The 16,854-nt window shown below is 31.1% G+C and carries 18 protein-coding genes; 4 read left to right on the top strand and 14 right to left on the bottom strand.

Translation table 11 applies throughout. The features are described from left to right. Positions 1 to 459 precede the first annotated feature (459 nt). The 4 genes from COJ46_RS16375 to COJ46_RS16360 all read right to left on the bottom strand — a co-directional run bounded on the left by COJ46_RS16375 (position 460) and on the right by COJ46_RS16360 (position 5,255). Positions 460 to 1,656 carry a CapA family protein gene (locus COJ46_RS16375; protein ID WP_097978990.1) on the bottom strand — a complete coding sequence of 399 codons (1,197 nt, stop codon included), beginning with the start codon at positions 1,654 to 1,656 and terminating at the stop codon, positions 460 to 462. 317 nt (positions 1,657 to 1,973) lie between these two features. Continuing rightward, the gene (locus COJ46_RS16370; RefSeq protein ID WP_097978989.1) at positions 1,974 to 3,023 is read right to left on the bottom strand and encodes a TolB-like translocation protein; all 1,050 of its coding nucleotides are present in this window, start codon (positions 3,021 to 3,023) and stop codon (positions 1,974 to 1,976) included. Positions 3,024 to 3,111: 88 nt separating this feature from the next. Beyond that, positions 3,112 to 4,569, bottom strand: coding sequence for a sensor histidine kinase (locus tag COJ46_RS16365; RefSeq protein ID WP_097978988.1), 1,458 nt, complete (start codon positions 4,567 to 4,569; stop codon positions 3,112 to 3,114). Further along, a complete protein-coding gene (locus tag COJ46_RS16360; RefSeq protein WP_097978987.1) occupies positions 4,566 to 5,255 on the bottom strand; it encodes a response regulator transcription factor in 690 nt (229 codons plus the stop codon). Before COJ46_RS16360 ends, COJ46_RS16365 begins: the two co-directional genes overlap by 4 nt. Positions 5,256 to 5,788: 533 nt before the next feature. On the opposite strand from COJ46_RS16360, the gene COJ46_RS16355 reads away from it, so the two are divergent. Then, positions 5,789 to 6,121 (top strand): hypothetical protein, encoded by a 333-nt coding sequence (locus COJ46_RS16355; protein WP_097978986.1) that lies wholly within the window; start codon positions 5,789 to 5,791, stop codon positions 6,119 to 6,121. A gap of 239 nt (positions 6,122 to 6,360) precedes the next feature. Here the strand turns inward: COJ46_RS16355 and COJ46_RS16350 are convergent, their stop codons facing one another. Together COJ46_RS16350 and COJ46_RS16345 are read right to left on the bottom strand one after the other, a co-directional pair. Beyond that, the gene (locus COJ46_RS16350; protein ID WP_097978985.1) at positions 6,361 to 7,206 is read right to left on the bottom strand and encodes a class I SAM-dependent methyltransferase; all 846 of its coding nucleotides are present in this window, start codon (positions 7,204 to 7,206) and stop codon (positions 6,361 to 6,363) included. 74 nt (positions 7,207 to 7,280) lie between these two features. Beyond that, positions 7,281 to 7,994: a toast rack family protein gene (locus tag COJ46_RS16345; protein WP_097978984.1), complete on the bottom strand. Its 714-nt coding sequence runs from the start codon at positions 7,992 to 7,994 to the stop codon at positions 7,281 to 7,283. A 290-nt stretch (positions 7,995 to 8,284) separates the two neighbouring features. On the opposite strand from COJ46_RS16345, the gene COJ46_RS16340 reads away from it, so the two are divergent. Further along, positions 8,285 to 9,727, top strand: coding sequence for a flavin monoamine oxidase family protein (locus COJ46_RS16340; protein ID WP_097978983.1), 1,443 nt, complete (start codon positions 8,285 to 8,287; stop codon positions 9,725 to 9,727). Between the two features lie 103 nt (positions 9,728 to 9,830). Here the strand turns inward: COJ46_RS16340 and COJ46_RS16335 are convergent, their stop codons facing one another. The 4 genes from COJ46_RS16335 to COJ46_RS16320 all read right to left on the bottom strand — a co-directional run bounded on the left by COJ46_RS16335 (position 9,831) and on the right by COJ46_RS16320 (position 12,504). Then, entirely contained in the window at positions 9,831 to 10,334 is a 504-nt protein-coding gene (locus COJ46_RS16335; RefSeq protein ID WP_097978982.1) for a GNAT family N-acetyltransferase, read from the bottom strand. Positions 10,335 to 10,357: 23 nt separating this feature from the next. Further along, the gene (locus tag COJ46_RS16330; RefSeq protein ID WP_097978981.1) at positions 10,358 to 10,927 is read right to left on the bottom strand and encodes a nucleotidyltransferase domain-containing protein; all 570 of its coding nucleotides are present in this window, start codon (positions 10,925 to 10,927) and stop codon (positions 10,358 to 10,360) included. A gap of 61 nt (positions 10,928 to 10,988) precedes the next feature. Continuing rightward, positions 10,989 to 11,252 carry a hypothetical protein gene (locus COJ46_RS16325; protein WP_097978980.1) on the bottom strand — a complete coding sequence of 88 codons (264 nt, stop codon included), beginning with the start codon at positions 11,250 to 11,252 and terminating at the stop codon, positions 10,989 to 10,991. A gap of 1 nt (position 11,253) precedes the next feature. Then, positions 11,254 to 12,504, bottom strand: coding sequence for a helix-turn-helix domain-containing protein (locus COJ46_RS16320; protein ID WP_097978979.1), 1,251 nt, complete (start codon positions 12,502 to 12,504; stop codon positions 11,254 to 11,256). Between the two features lie 439 nt (positions 12,505 to 12,943). On the opposite strand from COJ46_RS16320, the gene COJ46_RS16315 reads away from it, so the two are divergent. Further along, positions 12,944 to 13,441, top strand: a complete 498-nt coding sequence (locus tag COJ46_RS16315; RefSeq protein ID WP_097978978.1) for a hypothetical protein — start codon at positions 12,944 to 12,946, stop codon at positions 13,439 to 13,441. Between the two features lie 236 nt (positions 13,442 to 13,677). On the opposite strand, the gene COJ46_RS16310 is transcribed toward COJ46_RS16315, so the two are convergent. From COJ46_RS16310 to COJ46_RS16295, 4 genes are all read right to left on the bottom strand, one after another. Then, positions 13,678 to 14,139: a hypothetical protein gene (locus COJ46_RS16310; RefSeq protein WP_097978977.1), complete on the bottom strand. Its 462-nt coding sequence runs from the start codon at positions 14,137 to 14,139 to the stop codon at positions 13,678 to 13,680. 38 nt (positions 14,140 to 14,177) lie between these two features. Further along, positions 14,178 to 14,465 carry a hypothetical protein gene (locus COJ46_RS16305; RefSeq protein ID WP_097978976.1) on the bottom strand — a complete coding sequence of 96 codons (288 nt, stop codon included), beginning with the start codon at positions 14,463 to 14,465 and terminating at the stop codon, positions 14,178 to 14,180. A 243-nt stretch (positions 14,466 to 14,708) separates the two neighbouring features. Further along, complete coding sequence (locus COJ46_RS16300; protein WP_097978975.1) at positions 14,709 to 15,428, bottom strand: YebC/PmpR family DNA-binding transcriptional regulator; 720 nt, start codon at positions 15,426 to 15,428, stop codon at positions 14,709 to 14,711. 178 nt (positions 15,429 to 15,606) lie between these two features. Next, positions 15,607 to 16,059 carry a hypothetical protein gene (locus tag COJ46_RS16295; RefSeq protein ID WP_097978974.1) on the bottom strand — a complete coding sequence of 151 codons (453 nt, stop codon included), beginning with the start codon at positions 16,057 to 16,059 and terminating at the stop codon, positions 15,607 to 15,609. 216 nt (positions 16,060 to 16,275) lie between these two features. On the opposite strand from COJ46_RS16295, the gene COJ46_RS16290 reads away from it, so the two are divergent. Next, complete coding sequence (locus COJ46_RS16290) at positions 16,276 to 16,797, top strand: cupin domain-containing protein (protein WP_097978973.1); 522 nt, start codon at positions 16,276 to 16,278, stop codon at positions 16,795 to 16,797. Positions 16,798 to 16,854 lie beyond the last annotated feature (57 nt).

The following is a 16,854-nucleotide window of genomic DNA, read 5'->3' as shown; positions in this document are numbered from 1 at the left end:
TTTTGAAATATAAAATGGTCTATAGGGAAAAATTGACATTAAATGAACAGTTATTTAATGATGAAATTATCATTTTTTGGATGATCTATTAATGGTTTTAAATGTTAATTGTTTAAGCAATTTCATGATTCCAATAACACTAGTAATGATATTTTTCAGAAGTTAAAAATATTATGAGCTAATTTTTAGAAAAACAAATTCAACTGATTAATTTAATTTATGTTCGATATTAATTGTCCTGCAATCTGATTAATAAACAAATTTTAGTTTACGCTAAGTAAATGCTATTTGATTAGGATTTATTGCAGACTTTTTTTGATGAATAAGTTGATTGGAACGGAGGGATGCTCGACTCCTATGGGATNNTCCTTTTACGAAAATTTGGTAATTTAATTGAAAAGGTAGTTTTCCAACAGAGTGAAAGCAATCTTTTCACAAAGATTGCTCTCTTTTGTCTGTTTATTTTTCATATTGAGTCCAACTAGATCCATGAATCTTATTTGAAACATCGATTATTTTTTTCTTAACTCTTTGTTCTTCAGAGCCTTTTAAAAATAATGGTTGATAATTATTTCGGCTAGAAACTGAAGAAATTGAAAATGGTACAACTCTTATTTCTTTTTGATTTGTGAGTACTCCATTATTTAGATGAAAAGTTTGTTGGAAAACAAATGTATCTTTATCTTTTGGATTTTTATTTCCTCCGAACATAAAATTCCCTAAACTATATACGATAAATTTCCCTTTATACTCTTCAATTCCTTGAACAACATGTGGGTGATGGCCAACTATTAAATCCGCTCCATGGTCGATTGCATAATGGGCTAAATTCTTTTGAGTACTATTCGGTACATAATCTCGTTCGATCCCCCAATGGAAATGGATTAAAATAATTTTCACGCCACTTTTTCTTAAATTTTGTATATCATTATTAATTTTAATCCTTAATTCAGGTGAATCATTCCATCCTTCATAACCTAGTGCAGCAACCTTAGTACCTTTAATCGTTGTTACATATTGGTCGTTATAGCCAAAATAACCTATCTTTTCTTTTTTCAAATTGTTAATCGTATCTTCAAAACCTTTTTGCAAATAATCATGGCTATGGTTGTTAGCTAAATTGACCGCTTCAATACCACTTAAAGTTAATATTTTTGCATAAGAAGGATTCCCTTTAAAGCGAAATGTTTTAGTTGCTCTTATTTTCGCATTCGTTAACGTCGTTTCTAAATTAACAGTAGATAAATCATCTTGTTTAAAGATATTATTTAGCCCTTTTGTAAAATAAGCTAATCCATTTTTATTTGCTTCTGCTGGAAAAGAATTAATATATTGAAAATCCTCATCTGATCCAAGTGTAAAATCGCCAGCTGCGCTAATTTTTATAGTCGTTTCTATGTTTTCTGGTTTTGCCGTATTGTTATTTTCTGGCTTTTGAACTGGTGGCTTAATAGCTGGCTTTTTAATCGATTTTGGTTTATCTACTACTTTATTTTTAGTCGTCTCGTTTTTTACTAAATTGCTTTCTTCATAAACTTTCTTATAAACAAAATAACTAAATCCTGATATACAGCCAAATAGAACTAATATCATAATCCATATAAATATTTTTTTACTATTTCTTTTTTCAGTATCTTTATCCTTCCGACTCCTCATATGTTTTTATTTCTCCTTTTTATATCTTTGCTAGAAATATATTTTCGATTATTAGTGAAGTAAAAAAATCTATTTCTTTTTAGTACGGATGCCTGAACCTCCCCTACCACATTTAGACAAAGATTTCCGCTCAAAATATTGATAAAGAATACTCGTCGACTGACGAGACTAAGCGAAGGCAGAGACGTAGTTGAACTTATACTTTATTCCTAAAATTGGTGGTGACCACGCCTTAGCACGACTCCTCGCTGCTAATTTATACTTACTCAAGAGAAAAAAGAGAAAGTGAACTTTCCCCTCACTTTCTATAGAAGAAACTATTTCGTTTCTGAACTTTTCAACGTTAAAACATATGCCACAAATTCATTTTGATTTTCTTTTAACATCACTTTAGAAACCAATATTTTTTTACCGGATGGACTCCAAGTAATTGGCCCAGCAATCTCGTCCAAATCAGTCGATAATTGTGTTATCTTTCTAGATTTGACATCGATCACGAATAATCCTCTTTCTCCCTTATCTTCCGAAATGACGGAAAAAGCTAATGTTTTAGAGTTTGGCGACCAACCTGCACCGAAAATTTGAGTTCCCGTAGCTAAAGATACGGTTTTTCTTCCATTTTCATCGGTAATGAACAACTCTCTTTTCGTGGCTGCAATTTTTCTAACAATAGCGAATTGCTTTTGATTTGGTGATGGAATAACCCATTCAACTTTTTGCTCGTTGTATTTTTTTCTTATTAAATTAACTTTATCAGAGTTAGCATCAATCTTATTTACTTGTCCATTTAGATCAGCCGAATACATTTGCTGAAATATTGTTGAATAAATGATTGTCTGTTTATCGATCCATCTTCCTTCTGTCGCAAATGCATAAATGGTATCAGGATCTGACACTTTAACCTTCCCAGTTCCGTCAGAATTTATAATAAAACCTGTACCAGAATTTCCATCCTCTGTTTGTTTATAGAAAATATGCTTTTTATCAGGTGAAATAACGGCACCTACTTGATCATGCTCCTCGCTTGCTAATACTTTTGATTTGTTTGTGTTTAGATTATATGAGAATAAATTAATGTGATAAGTATAATCACCATTATCTGTCATTACTGATTTTGGTAATTTTGTATTTTTTTGTTCAGTTAAAATTGTATGATCATCCAACCAATCCGTCCCACGAATACCCTCATAACGATCTATTTTCTCAAGGGCTAACTCGTTTGTTACAACCTCTTCATTCCCTGTTAATACGGTAATTTTTTTATGTTTTTTTTCAATTACTATATCTTCATTTTGACTTTGACATCCAGATATTAATAGTATTGTACTACCTAGAAAAAATACTTTAAGCATGTACTTTTTAAACATCACATCACCTTCCTACATTCTTACAAATTTTATGATACGTTTAGAATGTTTCTATTTTTAACATATCATGTTTCCAATTTGTAAACTTTTACTTCGCTAGCGGAAATGTAATGATAAAATTTGATCCGCTACCTTCTATCGATTCAACATGAATCGTACCATTTTGCTTTTCAATTAAATCCTTAGTTAAAGCAAGCCCTAAACCCGATCCACCAGATTGACGAGAACGATCTTTATTTACAGTAAAAAATGGTTCAAATATTTTATCAACTAATTCCGACGAAATACCAATACCTGTATCTGATATATTAATAACTAAACGATTATTTTCAATCCTATTCGAAACGTTTATTTCACCATTTGTTTTATTATATTTAATTGCGTTATCTAATAAATTCATAATAATTAATGTAAAGCTTTCTTTATCAATAAGAATCGTTGCATGTTCAAAATTTGTATGGATAGATAAACCAAACTTAGTCATTTTCCCTTTCATTCTTAAACAGATATCTTCTAAAAGGGAATATACATCAACTTTTTCTTTTACAATTTCAAAGTCATATTTCTCAAGTTCTGCTAGCTTTAATATTTTTTCAACCATATCGTAAAGACGAAGTGATTCTTTTCCTATATTACTAATTGCTTCTTCTAATAATTTTGGATCATCCGAATACATGTCTAATAAATCAATATAAGCCCTAATTACAGTCAGTGGGGTTTTAAACTCATGTGTAATCGATCCGATAAACTGCTTTTGTTGTTTTTCTAAAACTTTAAGCTTTTCAACAGCTAATTGCAGATTTTCTTTTTCTTGTTGAATGCCTTTTATATTATTTTGAATTTCATTACTCATGTAGAAAATTGCTTGGCTTAAATAACCCAACTCATCTTTTCGACTTAAAGTAGATCGGTCTGGATAGTTTCCTAATTGAATTTCCTCCGTTACTTTTCTAAGTTTTAAAATACTCATAACAAGAGAATTAAAAAAGAAATAACCTATGATAAAACTAAGAATTGTAGTTACTAAACCTATTTTAATAAACAGGTTAATTGTATTATCATAAAATTTCTGATTATTAATTAATGTATAATCGAACTGAACAACTCCAAATTGATTATTCGCATTATAAATTGGGGCAAAATAAGATAATGTTTCACCGCTCTCCTGATATGCAATCTTACCTTTTAACGCATAACTTAAGGTATCTCCTACATCTCTTGTAGATTCTAAAGGAAGAGAATCTCCTACAACTTTTCCAGACATATTAAAAATTGTGACATGAAGACTACTAATAATCCCAATCTGTCTAGCAATTTCCCGACCATATCGTTTAAAAAAATCTTGAGGATTTTCTGATGTTTGACTTAAATAAACTTGCTTTACATATACATTTGCTAATTTACTTTGCCTAGCAAGTGTTTCTTCAGTTTGATTTTGCTGGTTTTGTTTGATACCTTGTAAGACTAATATACTTAATACAATGACAGTTCCGATTAATAGAATGGCTAAAAATAAACTCGACTTAACTTTAATACTCAGTTTCATTTATTTTCACTAGATATTTTATATCCGACTCCAAAAACAGTTTGAATTAATTGTTGATAGGAATTGCCTAGCTTTTTACGTAAACGTTGGATATGAATATCGACCGTTCTCGTTCCACCTATATACTCCATTCCCCACACTAAATCTAATAATTCATCTCTACTAAAAATTCGATCCATATTTGAAATTAATAAAACAAGAAGGTCGAATTCTTTAGGGGTTAATTCTATATTCGTTCCATCAACTGTCACTTTTCTTTGAGCAGGAATTACTTGTAGTTTATTAATTGAAATACTCTTTTTTTCATCAGGCGTTGATTGTTTTTTTAGTCTTCGGAGTAGAGATCTAGTTCTAGCAAGTAATTCCCTAATATCAAACGGTTTTGTTATATAATCGTCGGCTCCAAACTCTAATCCTAAAACCCGATCAATAATATCATCCTTAGCTGTAAGTAAAATAATGCCAAGTTCTTCTTTATTCCCTATTTGTTTACATAAATCTAAGCCGTTCATTACAGGCATCATAATGTCCGATATTAAAATATCTGGATTAAAATCTGATATCTTATCTAATGCTTCTTTTCCATTAAAAGCGTTTTCTACGATAAATCCTTCTCTACGAAATGCGTAAGTTAATGGATCTACAATACTTTTTTCATCATCTACAATTAATACTTTCCCTTGCAATTACCTCACCTAAATTCATAATTTATGTTTTTATTTTTACTTACTTAAACTTTATTTTTGGCTTATTAATATTTTCCTTAGGAAAAATTATAGATGGCTCAGTACTGAATTACTAAACGTTTTTACTATAAATGCAAAAAATTTACAACTTGGAAACATCTTGTTCTTTTTTAACATAATCAGGATGCTATACTTTTCCTATGAATTGTTCTTTGATAAGTAGTATATAAGGTTGAGTGGACAAATAAGACATAGTGCGAAAACCAAGCCCGTCACCCTTCCACTCGTAAAATAACTAAGGTAACGAAAGAACCTCCATTCGTTGGACATCTACCACAGGAACTGTGGGAAGTAACGCTCGTGGAGATGAAAGGTTGCTTTCGTCACGGAATCGAGAAGCCCCTACTTCAAGCGTTAACTAAGCGGTGGGAGTGGTTCACTTCTTTGTTCTGATCATTAATTAGTTTGGACAATATTCTAGTCCTTTATCTGACATCATACATTTAGTAATGAGTACAAATGGGAGGGATTCCATGGAAAGTTACCATATTCGAAATATGCAAGATAAATGTAAAAAATATAAACTCTGCCATGTAGTGTTTCAAACTTCTGAAAGAGCTTTATTAGAAGGGATTTTATTAGATAACAATTTGAGTAGCGCAGACTTACTTGTCCCAGAGGACCTCGCCGCACCCGAATCGCGTTATTTTGAAGTAAGACAAAGTAGCGGGGAAACTTTTCGCCCTAGATACCGAATATATAAAAAGGTCACTGTACCACTTTCTTCAGTTGCAGCAATATACTTGTATCCGTATTACTACCCAAGTTACCCATATATTTATCAAAGAAATTATCATCCTCAATAGTAAAAAAAGCATCTACTGATAATAGATGCTTTCAGACTGTTGACAAACGCTCGCTTTCTTCGTTACTTCGCCTGTTGAGCGGTGCTCATTACCGTTTAGGGTAACTCAGCTCCTCACCAGACTTCGCGCCTCGAAAGACAAGCGCTTGCAATCAGTCTGAAAATCAAGTTTCTTGGACTTCGTCTACATACTAAAAGCATCTAAAAAATAGATGCTTTTTCATTTTAGATTGTGAAGTTTTATTTCGCTACAAATGAAAATATCGATAAAGGTTTGATTTCATTAGAAGTAACAGACTCTTCTAGCATTTTTATTTCTGAACGAATCAGTCCATTTAATTTACTAGGCATATTCTCAATATCGTTGAGTTCAATATCGATATCAGCTAAAGTCTTATTAATCTCCCATTTAGCATCCTGTAATTTTGGAGAGAATATAGATGTTTCATTCATTATGTTCCACCCTGAAGCTTCACAGATATTTTTTATATCACTTGGAGTAAAAAGGGTGCGAATGTTTGATTCACTATTTTGTTTTAATGACTCATACTGAGCTTGAATTAAAATAGATAATAAATGTGGGTATTGCTCAATTGAGCTAATTCTTGTATCCCATTCGGCAAAGCATAATTTTTTACCCCATTTTTTAATCTTTTTTAAGACAGCAATAAATTCTTCATGTGATTTTAAATACCAAGAACAGTGAGACATCACAATATAATCAAACTCATTTTCATGAAAATCAACAGTTGGTGATAATATGTCAATTTCAAAATCCATTTTTAATTGTTTACCTAAATTCGATTGTAATAGGAAGTCTGCTGAATCTCCTAATGAAATTGGACTTCCGTATGTTCGTGGGCCGATATCAATTCCATGAACTAATCCATTTTCCCCGACCATGTATGCTAAAACGGCAGTCGTATCTCCTTGACCACAGCCTATTTCTAATACTTTACTTCCCTTTTCTATATTCCAAAACTCAACTAATTTAAAACGATGTTCTGTTTGAATTCTTTGTATATCAGACATCCCCTTACCTGATGCCATACAATCAATAACTGATTCAACTGCAATTTTTAGCATTGAATTCCTCCTTAGAGATAAAAGTCTTTATGAAACTATTTTTCTATTACTTTCAAATTGATTTTTATATTAATCTATTTAAAGTTTACCTCTCCTACACCTAAATCCACGTTTATTGTTAATTTAACATCAGCTTTTTCGAACGCTTCATTAACATAAACACCATTTCCTTTCGAAATTAAATCGACTACATTTGCCTTGCCAATTCCCTTACTTAGATTGATCTTTACACCAACATCAGAAGGTAACACGATGGTCGTTTTCCCAACCCCTGTTTCAATATTTGCTTCGAAGCTTTTATTCCAACTTCCACCTAAATTAACATTTAGCTCTCCGACTCCAGCCTCGATTTCTAAATCATTTAAATTCAATCCACGTAAATCGAGATTTGTTTTTGAAGCACCAGTATTAACATCTAAATCAATCGGAAGTTTATTCGAAAGCTTCAAATTCCATTCATTCTTTAATTTACCAATTTTCACTTTTGGAAAATGCTTTTTAGATTGGTCAATTCTTATTTCTCCCGTTGAATCTTTAAGCTTATATGATACATCTGGATTAAAATATTTATTGTTATATTCGATCGTTCCGTCTACCCAATTTTTTGTACCTTTAGAAACATTCATTAATCCGGCACCTAAATCTAAACTAACATCCAATTTTTTAGCTTGATCTTTATGAATAGAAACAGTTTCTTCTTTTACCTTTTCATCGTTAAAAATTGAACAACTAGCAAGAACGAATACCGAAGTAATCATTAATAAAGCAGAAATAATAATTTTTTTCATTTTTTAACCTCCAATTAAAAACTTCTAATAATCACATTTTATGGAAATTAAAAAATCTAGATAACATCCTACAGTATCAATCCGTCTACGACCAAAGTATGAAAGTAAATAAAGTACGAGATATCCATTAATAATTATTAGATTTTTTGACCGCATTCTCCTTTAATTGTTGATAAAAAGATGAATAATTCCAACTGAAACTAGCTATTCCTTCAAATTCAAATCAATTTACATACGTTTTCTTGAATGCGAATAAAATGTTATGAAGGAATTGTAAAGGAGGAGAATATATGACAAGTTCTCCACTAACAACTGATCAAATGATTTCAATCATTCAAAACGGCCTTAGAAAAACCGAATCCACAAAAAAAGTAATGATCGTAGGCGCTGGAATGGCTGGTTTGACGGCAGCTTCATTATTAAAGGATGCAGGACACCATGTCACAATCATTGAGGCAAATGATCGAATTGGTGGTCGTGCTTATACTTTACGTGCTCCATTTAGTGATGGGTTATATTTAAATGCTGGTCCATTACGAATCCCAAATGTCCATCATTTAACTTTAGAGTATATTAGAAAATTCAATTTACCAGTAAATGAATTTATTAATGAAACCCAAAACGATATCATTTATGCAAATGGAATAAAAACGAATCAAGCTAACTATAAAAGCAATCCCGACATATTAAATTATCCAGTAGCACCAAACGAAAAAGGAAAAACTTCAGATGTGTTATTGGATCAAGTATTGCAGCCATTTATCAATTTTATTAATCAAAATCCATTAACTAATTGGGAAATAGTCGAAAAAAGGTATGGTAATATTTCATTTGGTTCATTCTTAAATTCGTACTTTTCTGTTGGTGCAGTCGATATGATTGGAGTGCTCCTTGATTTTGAAGCATTTATGGGAATGTCCTTTTTAGAAGTATTAAGGGAACAGGTCGCTTTTAAATCCGCAACAAAATTCTACGAAATAACAGGAGGAATGGATCTATTACCAAAAGCGTTTCTTCCTCAATTAAAGGATAATATACTATTAAATCAAAAAATGACGAAAATTATTCAAAATGGTAATTCCCTAACAATCCAAACAACTGACAATAATACCGCAAACCAATACATTATGAACGCAGATCTTGCCATCATAGCTATACCATTTTCACTCTTAAGATTTGTGGAAATTGAACCATTCCATTCCATATCTTATTACAAGCGAAAAGCAATTCGCGAAATCAACTACATGTCAGCAACAAAAATTGGCATTGAGTTTAAAAGTAGATTTTGGGAGAAATATGGTCAATTCGGTGGTATGTCTACAACCGATTTGCCTACTAGACTCTCACTCTATCCTAGTATGGGGATTGGCACCACTGGTCCAGCAGTAGTGAATGCAAGCTATACGTGGGCAGATGAGGCGCTAACATTGAGTGCCTTAACTGAAGAAGAGCGCATTCATTATGCTTTACGGGACTTGTCTAAGATTTGGGGCAACCAAGTTTATTCTGAATTTGTAACTGGAACGTCCTTTAGCTGGAGTCAAAATCCATTTTCTATTGGTGCCTTTACATTTTTTGAACCGGGGCAAGAGGAAGAACTGAATTCTTATATAAGCAGTCCAGAGGGAAGGTTACACTTTGCAGGGGAGCATACTTCTCGGTCTCATGCTTGGATACAGGGCGCGATTGAATCTGGCGTACGTGCTGCTAATGAAGTGAATAGCATATACTAAACTACTTAAAAAGAAGAAAGACCGGGTAATCACTGCCCGGTCCGCTTTAAGGTCTGTTCAACTTGCCCAAACAAAACCTAATTTCAACAATAAATAACTATTATTATTGTATAATACCATCTGGCCTAAATCGGCACATCATAATTTCATCAACAAAACGGCCATTTGCTTTAATATTCCCTTTCTTAACTCCCTCGACCTTAAACCCAAACTTTTCATATAATGCTTGTGCCTTAGGATTTGTCTCCAATACTCCTAGCTCTACTCTTTCTAGCATTAACCAATGATCTGCCAAATCTAATACTTTCGTAAGCAAAGCTTTTCCAATTCCTTTATTATGATGATTTCCATCAGTTGCGATAAATAAATCTCCTACATGTGACCTGTGACCTGTTCTTTTCACTAAACCAACTAACCCTACTACATCTCCATTACATTCTGCGACAAATTCAAATTCGTTTGCTTGTAAGTTTCTAATTCTATTTTCCATCATGTCTACTCGCATACTAGGTAGAAATATCATATATGGAAAAACATTTTCTTGGGTGCATATACGATGAAGTGCCTTAGCATCATTTATTTCTACTGGTCTAATCAATACTTCCATCTATGCTCACTCCTACAACTTTTTTATATTAAATCTTCAAGCCATTCATGATTTGGATGATGGATTAAGATTGATTCACGTAACCATGTTTTCTGTGAAAGGTTCAAATAATCTTTCACGTTTTTAAAGTCCTGATGATCCTTTTCTCTTGTATTTCTAACCTTATATAAAAGCACTATTTCTGGATTCAAATAAGGAATTCCTTCATTTGTAACACGATAAAATGAGTCCAGCTTACAAGTAATCGATTCATCCCTTCTAAACTTCCAATCATTTAACTCGATTTCATTTAATAAGACTTCTAATTCATCTTTTGTCTCATCATTTTTGCCATGTATTTCGTGAATAGGTAATTCTAAATATTCATTCTCCCAAGTTGATAATACCCCTTTAATGACCTTATTAAACGTCCAGTTATGTAAATATTCTTTAAGATAAAGTTGATCCTTACGCGCAATGGCGATTTCAATATCATAGTGGTTTCTCGTTTGTTTTCCTAAGAAAAGGTCAATCGCCCATCCACCAGCTATATACCATCCTTTATTAAAATCCTTTATTCGTTTAAGAACTTTATAACATTGTTCAAAAGACATACCGTTCCTACCTCCTAATTAAAAAAGTACCACACAAAATGTATGATACTAATTAATTGATTTATTTAGTTCGAATAAATAAAAATTTTTCTACCTTAGGATGAATTGGCTCATCTGCATAAGAACGATTTGATCGATTATATGGTTGAAACCCATTATCTGAAGACTCACTTTGATCATTATTATCCGAATAAAGTTGTGTTCCTGGATTACCTGAAACAATTGAGGTCTCCGAACCATCAGAAACTAAATTAGGACCATAATTAATAGATAGTACAGTGAACAAACACAATATTGTCATCATGTGGGATAGTCTTTTCATCATGTTATTTCCTACTTTCGATAATTTTTAATAGTGTGCTATTGTATTCTTTATATAACATGTTTTGTTTTTCTAACGATTCGTGTTTTTCATAGTAATCTGTAACAACATCATAGTATTTGATTAATTTTTCATGATCATTGGTTTGAACCCATAATGGCAAGCCAACTTCACGTAAATATGGAACTAAATTTGCTTCATCCTTTTTTGCTTCTAGTAATAAAACCTTCATTCGAATATAGGATGCACTATTTTTATCCTTTATTTTGGAGAGATTCTTACATAACAACTCAGTAGCCGTCTCGTAATCATTTATGATCATCATATTATTCGCTATATTTGAAATGACTAAAAAGTATTCTTCAGTCCCCTCTTGTATATTAGATAAATAGTCTTGATAATACTTTATTGCTTTTTTATGTTGATGAGAATGATAGTATAAAAAGCCTAAATTATGTAAAGCACTCATATGTATTGTTTTATCACTTAATATGACAGAAGAATCTAGTATTTCAATTAGAAATTGTTCGGCTCGATCTAACAACTTGCTCTTAATTAATTGAAGTGAAAGTAACATTTTTGCATCAAGGATCCGTTTAATATTATTATTTTGTAAAAAAATAGGAATTGCTTTATTACAAAAATACATCGATAAGGAAGTCTGATTAATAAAGCTATATACTAAAGCTCTATAGAAGCAATATTCCTGGAAATCGATCTCTAGGTTTGGCGTAATTTCTTGTACTTCATCCATTACTAGAAGAGAGTCATTATATCTTTTTTCTTTTATGTAATATATTGATAGTGTAAACAAATATTTTATCGTTTCATATTGGGAAAATTTCTTCTTTTTTGCCTCAAGTTGTTTCCATTTTTTCTTTGCCATTTTAAGATCTTCAACAAAAATATAATATCTCCAAATTGTAATACAAAAATCATTTGATATATTAGTATAATTTATACTTTCTTCTTTACCAATCAATTCTTCAAACAGTATTTTACTAGAATCATAGTCAGCTCGTTCTATTGAATTCCATAATCGTTTAAGTTGAACAGTCACTTCATCTATACTATCATTTTCATCTATTTCAACTCGCATCTTTCTTAAAAGTAATTCAATTGTTTCTATACCAGCCTCTTTTGTACCGTTTTCAATTTTACTTAAATGCGAAACAGAGCATATTCCTTCACATAATTTCTCCTGGGTCCACCCTAATTTTTTTCGATGATGAAAGATCATCATGCCATAATCCATAATAAAATCTCCTGTTCACCTTTATTTAAAATAGATATTTATATGACTAGAAACTATTAATTTCTTATATTAATATTTTTAATTTTCTCTTAATAATTAGATTTTATTAGATTTTCCGATACATTTATATACTTTTTCGATTTTTTTCAGACAAATTATATTCAAAAAATTTTCCCAATACAAAAAAGTCAAACAGAATGGTATGATTTTAGTACAAGCAATTAAACGATACTAACGACTAATAACTTCATTAGTATTTTTTAAATGCACCCCCATTTAATAACCAGTTTAAAGCAAGATGTAATCATTACATCTTGCGATTTTTTTGATTAAAGCCATTTTTAATAAATAATTTAAATATAGTTTTCTAGCCATCAAGTAATTTAATAAATTCAAGCTAGTAATCTTCCAAATTAATTTATACTCGTAGAGGTCCCATATGACAAAAAAACCAATTACTTTATATTTGGTAATTATTGGAATATTCATCATTATTATATTAACATTAAAACTATCTATTGAAAAAGAAAAACAGAAGAGATTGGACGATGAAGCGTCTACAGAATTAATAATTGAACAAAATGTTCAAAATTCTGTAAGAAACTACATTACCGCTTTAAAGTGGAAAGATGTTGAGATTTATAACTCTGTTGTAGTAGATTCATTAAAAATCAGCAATCACTCTTACTACTTTACTAAGATAATGTCTAACGTACTTGATGCAAAATTCATCGGTGATAATTTATCTGTCATTCATTTAAATAAGAAAGATCATAAAACTACGGTACATATAAAATACGAAATAACATTTGTTGACGGGATAAAGCCTGAAGGAAATTATAAAAACGGTAGAAATAGATGTAATGTAACACTGGATCTTGTTAAATTAAAAAATAAATGGGTCATTTCAAGTATTTATGATTTAAAAGTTATTTAAATAAAATTACGTTCTTAATAAAGACCTTTATAAATGAAGAAAGTCCACTAGGTGATTAATTTTCCTTGTGGATTTTTTATGAATTTAATTTTTTTCCTGCATTAATCTAAGCATTTTTGCCAAAAAATTTATACAAAAAAGGAGAACTCAAAAGTACTCTGACTTTGAGTTCTCCTTTTTAAGTCATTTGTAGTTTCTTCCCAAATCAATTAGCCTAATTACTAAAACAAAACTGATTAAATTTTATCTAAATCTTTCAGCAACATCTCTTTACTGTCTTCAAACTTTACGTCTTTTACATATTCATATGCTTTAGTTTTAGCAGCTAAGCTTTCAGCAGACTGATTTAGTTTTGCATACGCTCTTGATAAAGCCTCATATGCATATGCTATATAAAACGGCTCAACCTCTTTTTCTAAACTAATCTTGACACATTTTTTTGCGTAATCTAAAGCCGTTTCTCCTTGCCCTATAACAGCGTACACTCGTGATAATTGCCAATATCCAATCGATATGTTTCTTGGTGTATGGCTCTCTACTTTTGTCCAATGCCAAAAAGAGCTATGACATAAATGAACCATTTCTTCTGTTTCACTTTGAGATCTATTTTCTAATTCAAGTAGATCCCACACTTTATTAAAACATGAAGCAGCAAGCTCCCTATGTGTGAAGCTATTTTGTTTAATCGTCTCTTCCATAATTTACTCCTCCATATACCTCAAATCTAGGTATAATTTTATTGACATACCGAGTTTGAGTCAGCATCACAGCTAACTTTGGTTTCAAAGCCTGTTGAACTATTTTTAATTTGAATAACTGCATTTCTTCGTTGCTCTTCTAACTTCAATCCTTTTTCGCCAACGGATTGTTCGTAATAGTTTATTTCTTGGTCTTGTCGCTCATCAGCATTAGCATTAAAGCTCATTAAAATACCAACTGGAGTTGCTAAAACTAACAAAAATACACCAATTCTAAGAGCCGCGTACTTAAATGCTTTGTACCCGTTTTTTAATAATTTATCCATATGTATAGATCTCCTCAAATTGAATATAATATTCGAAATTAATTAGCAAATATTGACTAACAATACTATTCTCTGTCCTAGTCATATTTTCCTGTCTTCCTCTTATGGAACATAAAAATTCTATGAGTAATCCCGACCAAATGAATTCAAAAAAAAACAAAAAACGTGTTCATACAGATGAAAATTAATTCATCTATATGGACACGTTTATCTTAATTCATTGTGTTTTTTGTTGTTAAGCTTCTATTCACCTAAATCTACATTGTGGTAAACACGTTGAACATCTTCAATATCTTCAAGAACGTCTAACATTTTTTCGAACTTTGCAAGGCCATCTTCTGGAAGAGTTACATCACTTTGCGCTAACATTGTTAATTCTGCTACTGTAAACTCCGTAATACCAACGTTTTTAAACGCTTCTTGTATTGCATAGAATTGGTCTTGATCAGCATAAACAATAACAGCTTCATCTTCTTCTAAAATATCGCGAACATCAACATCTGCTTCCATTAAGATTTCAAGAACTTCATCAGAAGTTTTACCTTCAAGTCCAATTACAGCCGTTGCATCGAACATATATGATACTGAACCTGTTACCCCAAGGTTACCACCGTTTTTACTAAATGCAGCACGAACCTCTGCAGCTGTACGGTTTACATTATTAGTAAGTGCATCAACAATTACCATTGATCCATTTGGTCCGAAACCTTCGTAGCGAAGTTCATCGAAGCTTTCTTCAGAACCACCTTTTGCTTTTTCGATTGCACGATCAACAATATGTTTCGGTACACTATAAGTTTTCGCACGCTCTAGTACAACTTTTAAAGCTTGGTTTGATTCTGGATCCGGCTCACCTTGCTTCGCTGCTACATATATTTCACGTCCAAACTTTGCATAAATACGACTAGTATTTGCATCTTTTGAAGCTTTCTTCTCTTTAATATTATTCCATTTACGACCCATCTTGTTCCACTCTCTTTCAACTTTAAATCTACGTTTAATTTTCTATGTATTTGACTTAAGTCAAACATTTACCATTTAATATTATACCTCATTTATACTTTTTTTCGAAATTAATCGTTATTAAAAATTAGTGGAAATAAAAAACATTACTTCTTGTTTTGAAGTAATGTTTTTATTTTTATATTACTTTTACCTTTATCAAATAAGTAAAATAATTATTCCCCTTCCAGATACCTTTTACTTCATATATTCTTTCCCCTTTTTTAGATCCAAGTTGGAATGAGTAACTTCCGTAATTATCTAAATTGTGGTCATAAATATATGCTTTTTTAGTCCCACTGTGTTCTAATATTTCCACATTTTCAGGTTGTTCCGAAAAATATATCTTTAGAAAATCACCTTCAAATGCTGGAATAGCTACTTCTTCTTTAATATTTTTATATGTACCATTTGTAGATATATCTTTATCTAATAATTTTCCCCAAGAATAATTTGCTATTTTATAAGGAATTGTTTTATCTGCTAGCTCAAATTTAACTTCCGGTTTTTCATCTTTTGACAAAATTGTTTGGTTAATAATGATCGAAATCGTAAAAATTGCAACTAAATATAAGATCCCTTTTTTAAACATCGAACTTCCGCTCCATATTTTTTCATTTAATAAGTTTAATGTAATCTATTTCTATTAAATTGTATATTGGGAAAATTCTGTAGTTATTTAAAATGTTCCATCAATTAATTTATTATACTCACCTTTTTAAAATAAGATAATTTTCAACATATTTTTTATAGAAATAACAAAAATTAAGGTAATATGGTGGGAGAAGTAATAGAAAGGATTGATAAAATGGTTAACAATAATCCAGAATATTGGATCTCTAAGCTAGGACTAGAAGCACATCCTGAAGGGGGATATTACAAATCTACCTATCAATCAAAGGAACAAATATCTGATCGTGAATTAACGGTAAATTATGATGATCATAGATTGCTTTATACTAGTATCTATTTTTTGCTACAATCACATGATATTTCTCATTTTCACAGATTAAAGTCTGATGAATTATGGTATTTCCATGCAGGAAGTTCTTTAACCGTTCATGTTATACATGAGAACGGTCAATACGAAGAAATAAAATTAGGACTTAATTTAGAAAAAGGAGAAGTTCCTCAATATTTAGTACCGAAAAATTCAATTTTCGGTTCATCAGTTATGGAAGAAAATACTTTTTCATTAGTAGGCTGCATGGTTTCACCAGGATTTGATTTTAAAGACTTTGAATTATTTACTCAAGAGCAATTACATACTAAATACCCTGAACATAAAGAGATTATTAATAAGTTAGCTTATAAGGTACTTCCTTATTAGTTCTAAATAAAGAAAGTGAGCTTTTTAGCTCACTTTCTTTCACGTTGTTGAAAAACA

The sequence above is a fragment of the Bacillus sp. AFS077874 genome (assembly GCF_002566505.1).
In the GTDB taxonomy this organism is placed as follows: domain Bacteria; phylum Bacillota; class Bacilli; order Bacillales; family Bacillaceae_G; genus Gottfriedia.
Note: the sequence above shows the minus strand (reverse complement) of the source record. Positions and strands in the feature narration are given on the sequence as shown.

Bases quoted from the DNA above. Each gene is read 5' to 3' on its own strand.
- COJ46_RS16375 (WP_097978990.1), bottom strand. From the start codon at position 1,656: ATGAGGAGTCGGAAGGATAAAGATACTGAAAAAAGAAATAGTAAAAAA.
- COJ46_RS16370 (WP_097978989.1), bottom strand. From the start codon at position 3,023: ATGTTTAAAAAGTACATGCTTAAAGTATTTTTTCTAGGTAGTACAATA.
- COJ46_RS16365 (WP_097978988.1), bottom strand. From the start codon at position 4,569: ATGAAACTGAGTATTAAAGTTAAGTCGAGTTTATTTTTAGCCATTCTA.
- COJ46_RS16355 (WP_097978986.1), top strand. From the start codon at position 5,789: ATGGAAAGTTACCATATTCGAAATATGCAAGATAAATGTAAAAAATAT.
- COJ46_RS16350 (WP_097978985.1), bottom strand. From the start codon at position 7,206: ATGCTAAAAATTGCAGTTGAATCAGTTATTGATTGTATGGCATCAGGT.
- COJ46_RS16345 (WP_097978984.1), bottom strand. From the start codon at position 7,994: ATGAAAAAAATTATTATTTCTGCTTTATTAATGATTACTTCGGTATTC.
- COJ46_RS16340 (WP_097978983.1), top strand. From the start codon at position 8,285: ATGACAAGTTCTCCACTAACAACTGATCAAATGATTTCAATCATTCAA.
- COJ46_RS16335 (WP_097978982.1), bottom strand. From the start codon at position 10,334: ATGGAAGTATTGATTAGACCAGTAGAAATAAATGATGCTAAGGCACTT.
- COJ46_RS16330 (WP_097978981.1), bottom strand. From the start codon at position 10,927: ATGTCTTTTGAACAATGTTATAAAGTTCTTAAACGAATAAAGGATTTT.
- COJ46_RS16325 (WP_097978980.1), bottom strand. From the start codon at position 11,252: ATGATGAAAAGACTATCCCACATGATGACAATATTGTGTTTGTTCACT.
- COJ46_RS16320 (WP_097978979.1), bottom strand. From the start codon at position 12,504: ATGGATTATGGCATGATGATCTTTCATCATCGAAAAAAATTAGGGTGG.
- COJ46_RS16315 (WP_097978978.1), top strand. From the start codon at position 12,944: ATGACAAAAAAACCAATTACTTTATATTTGGTAATTATTGGAATATTC.
- COJ46_RS16310 (WP_097978977.1), bottom strand. From the start codon at position 14,139: ATGGAAGAGACGATTAAACAAAATAGCTTCACACATAGGGAGCTTGCT.
- COJ46_RS16305 (WP_097978976.1), bottom strand. From the start codon at position 14,465: ATGGATAAATTATTAAAAAACGGGTACAAAGCATTTAAGTACGCGGCT.
- COJ46_RS16300 (WP_097978975.1), bottom strand. From the start codon at position 15,428: ATGGGTCGTAAATGGAATAATATTAAAGAGAAGAAAGCTTCAAAAGAT.
- COJ46_RS16295 (WP_097978974.1), bottom strand. From the start codon at position 16,059: ATGTTTAAAAAAGGGATCTTATATTTAGTTGCAATTTTTACGATTTCG.
- COJ46_RS16290 (WP_097978973.1), top strand. From the start codon at position 16,276: ATGGTTAACAATAATCCAGAATATTGGATCTCTAAGCTAGGACTAGAA.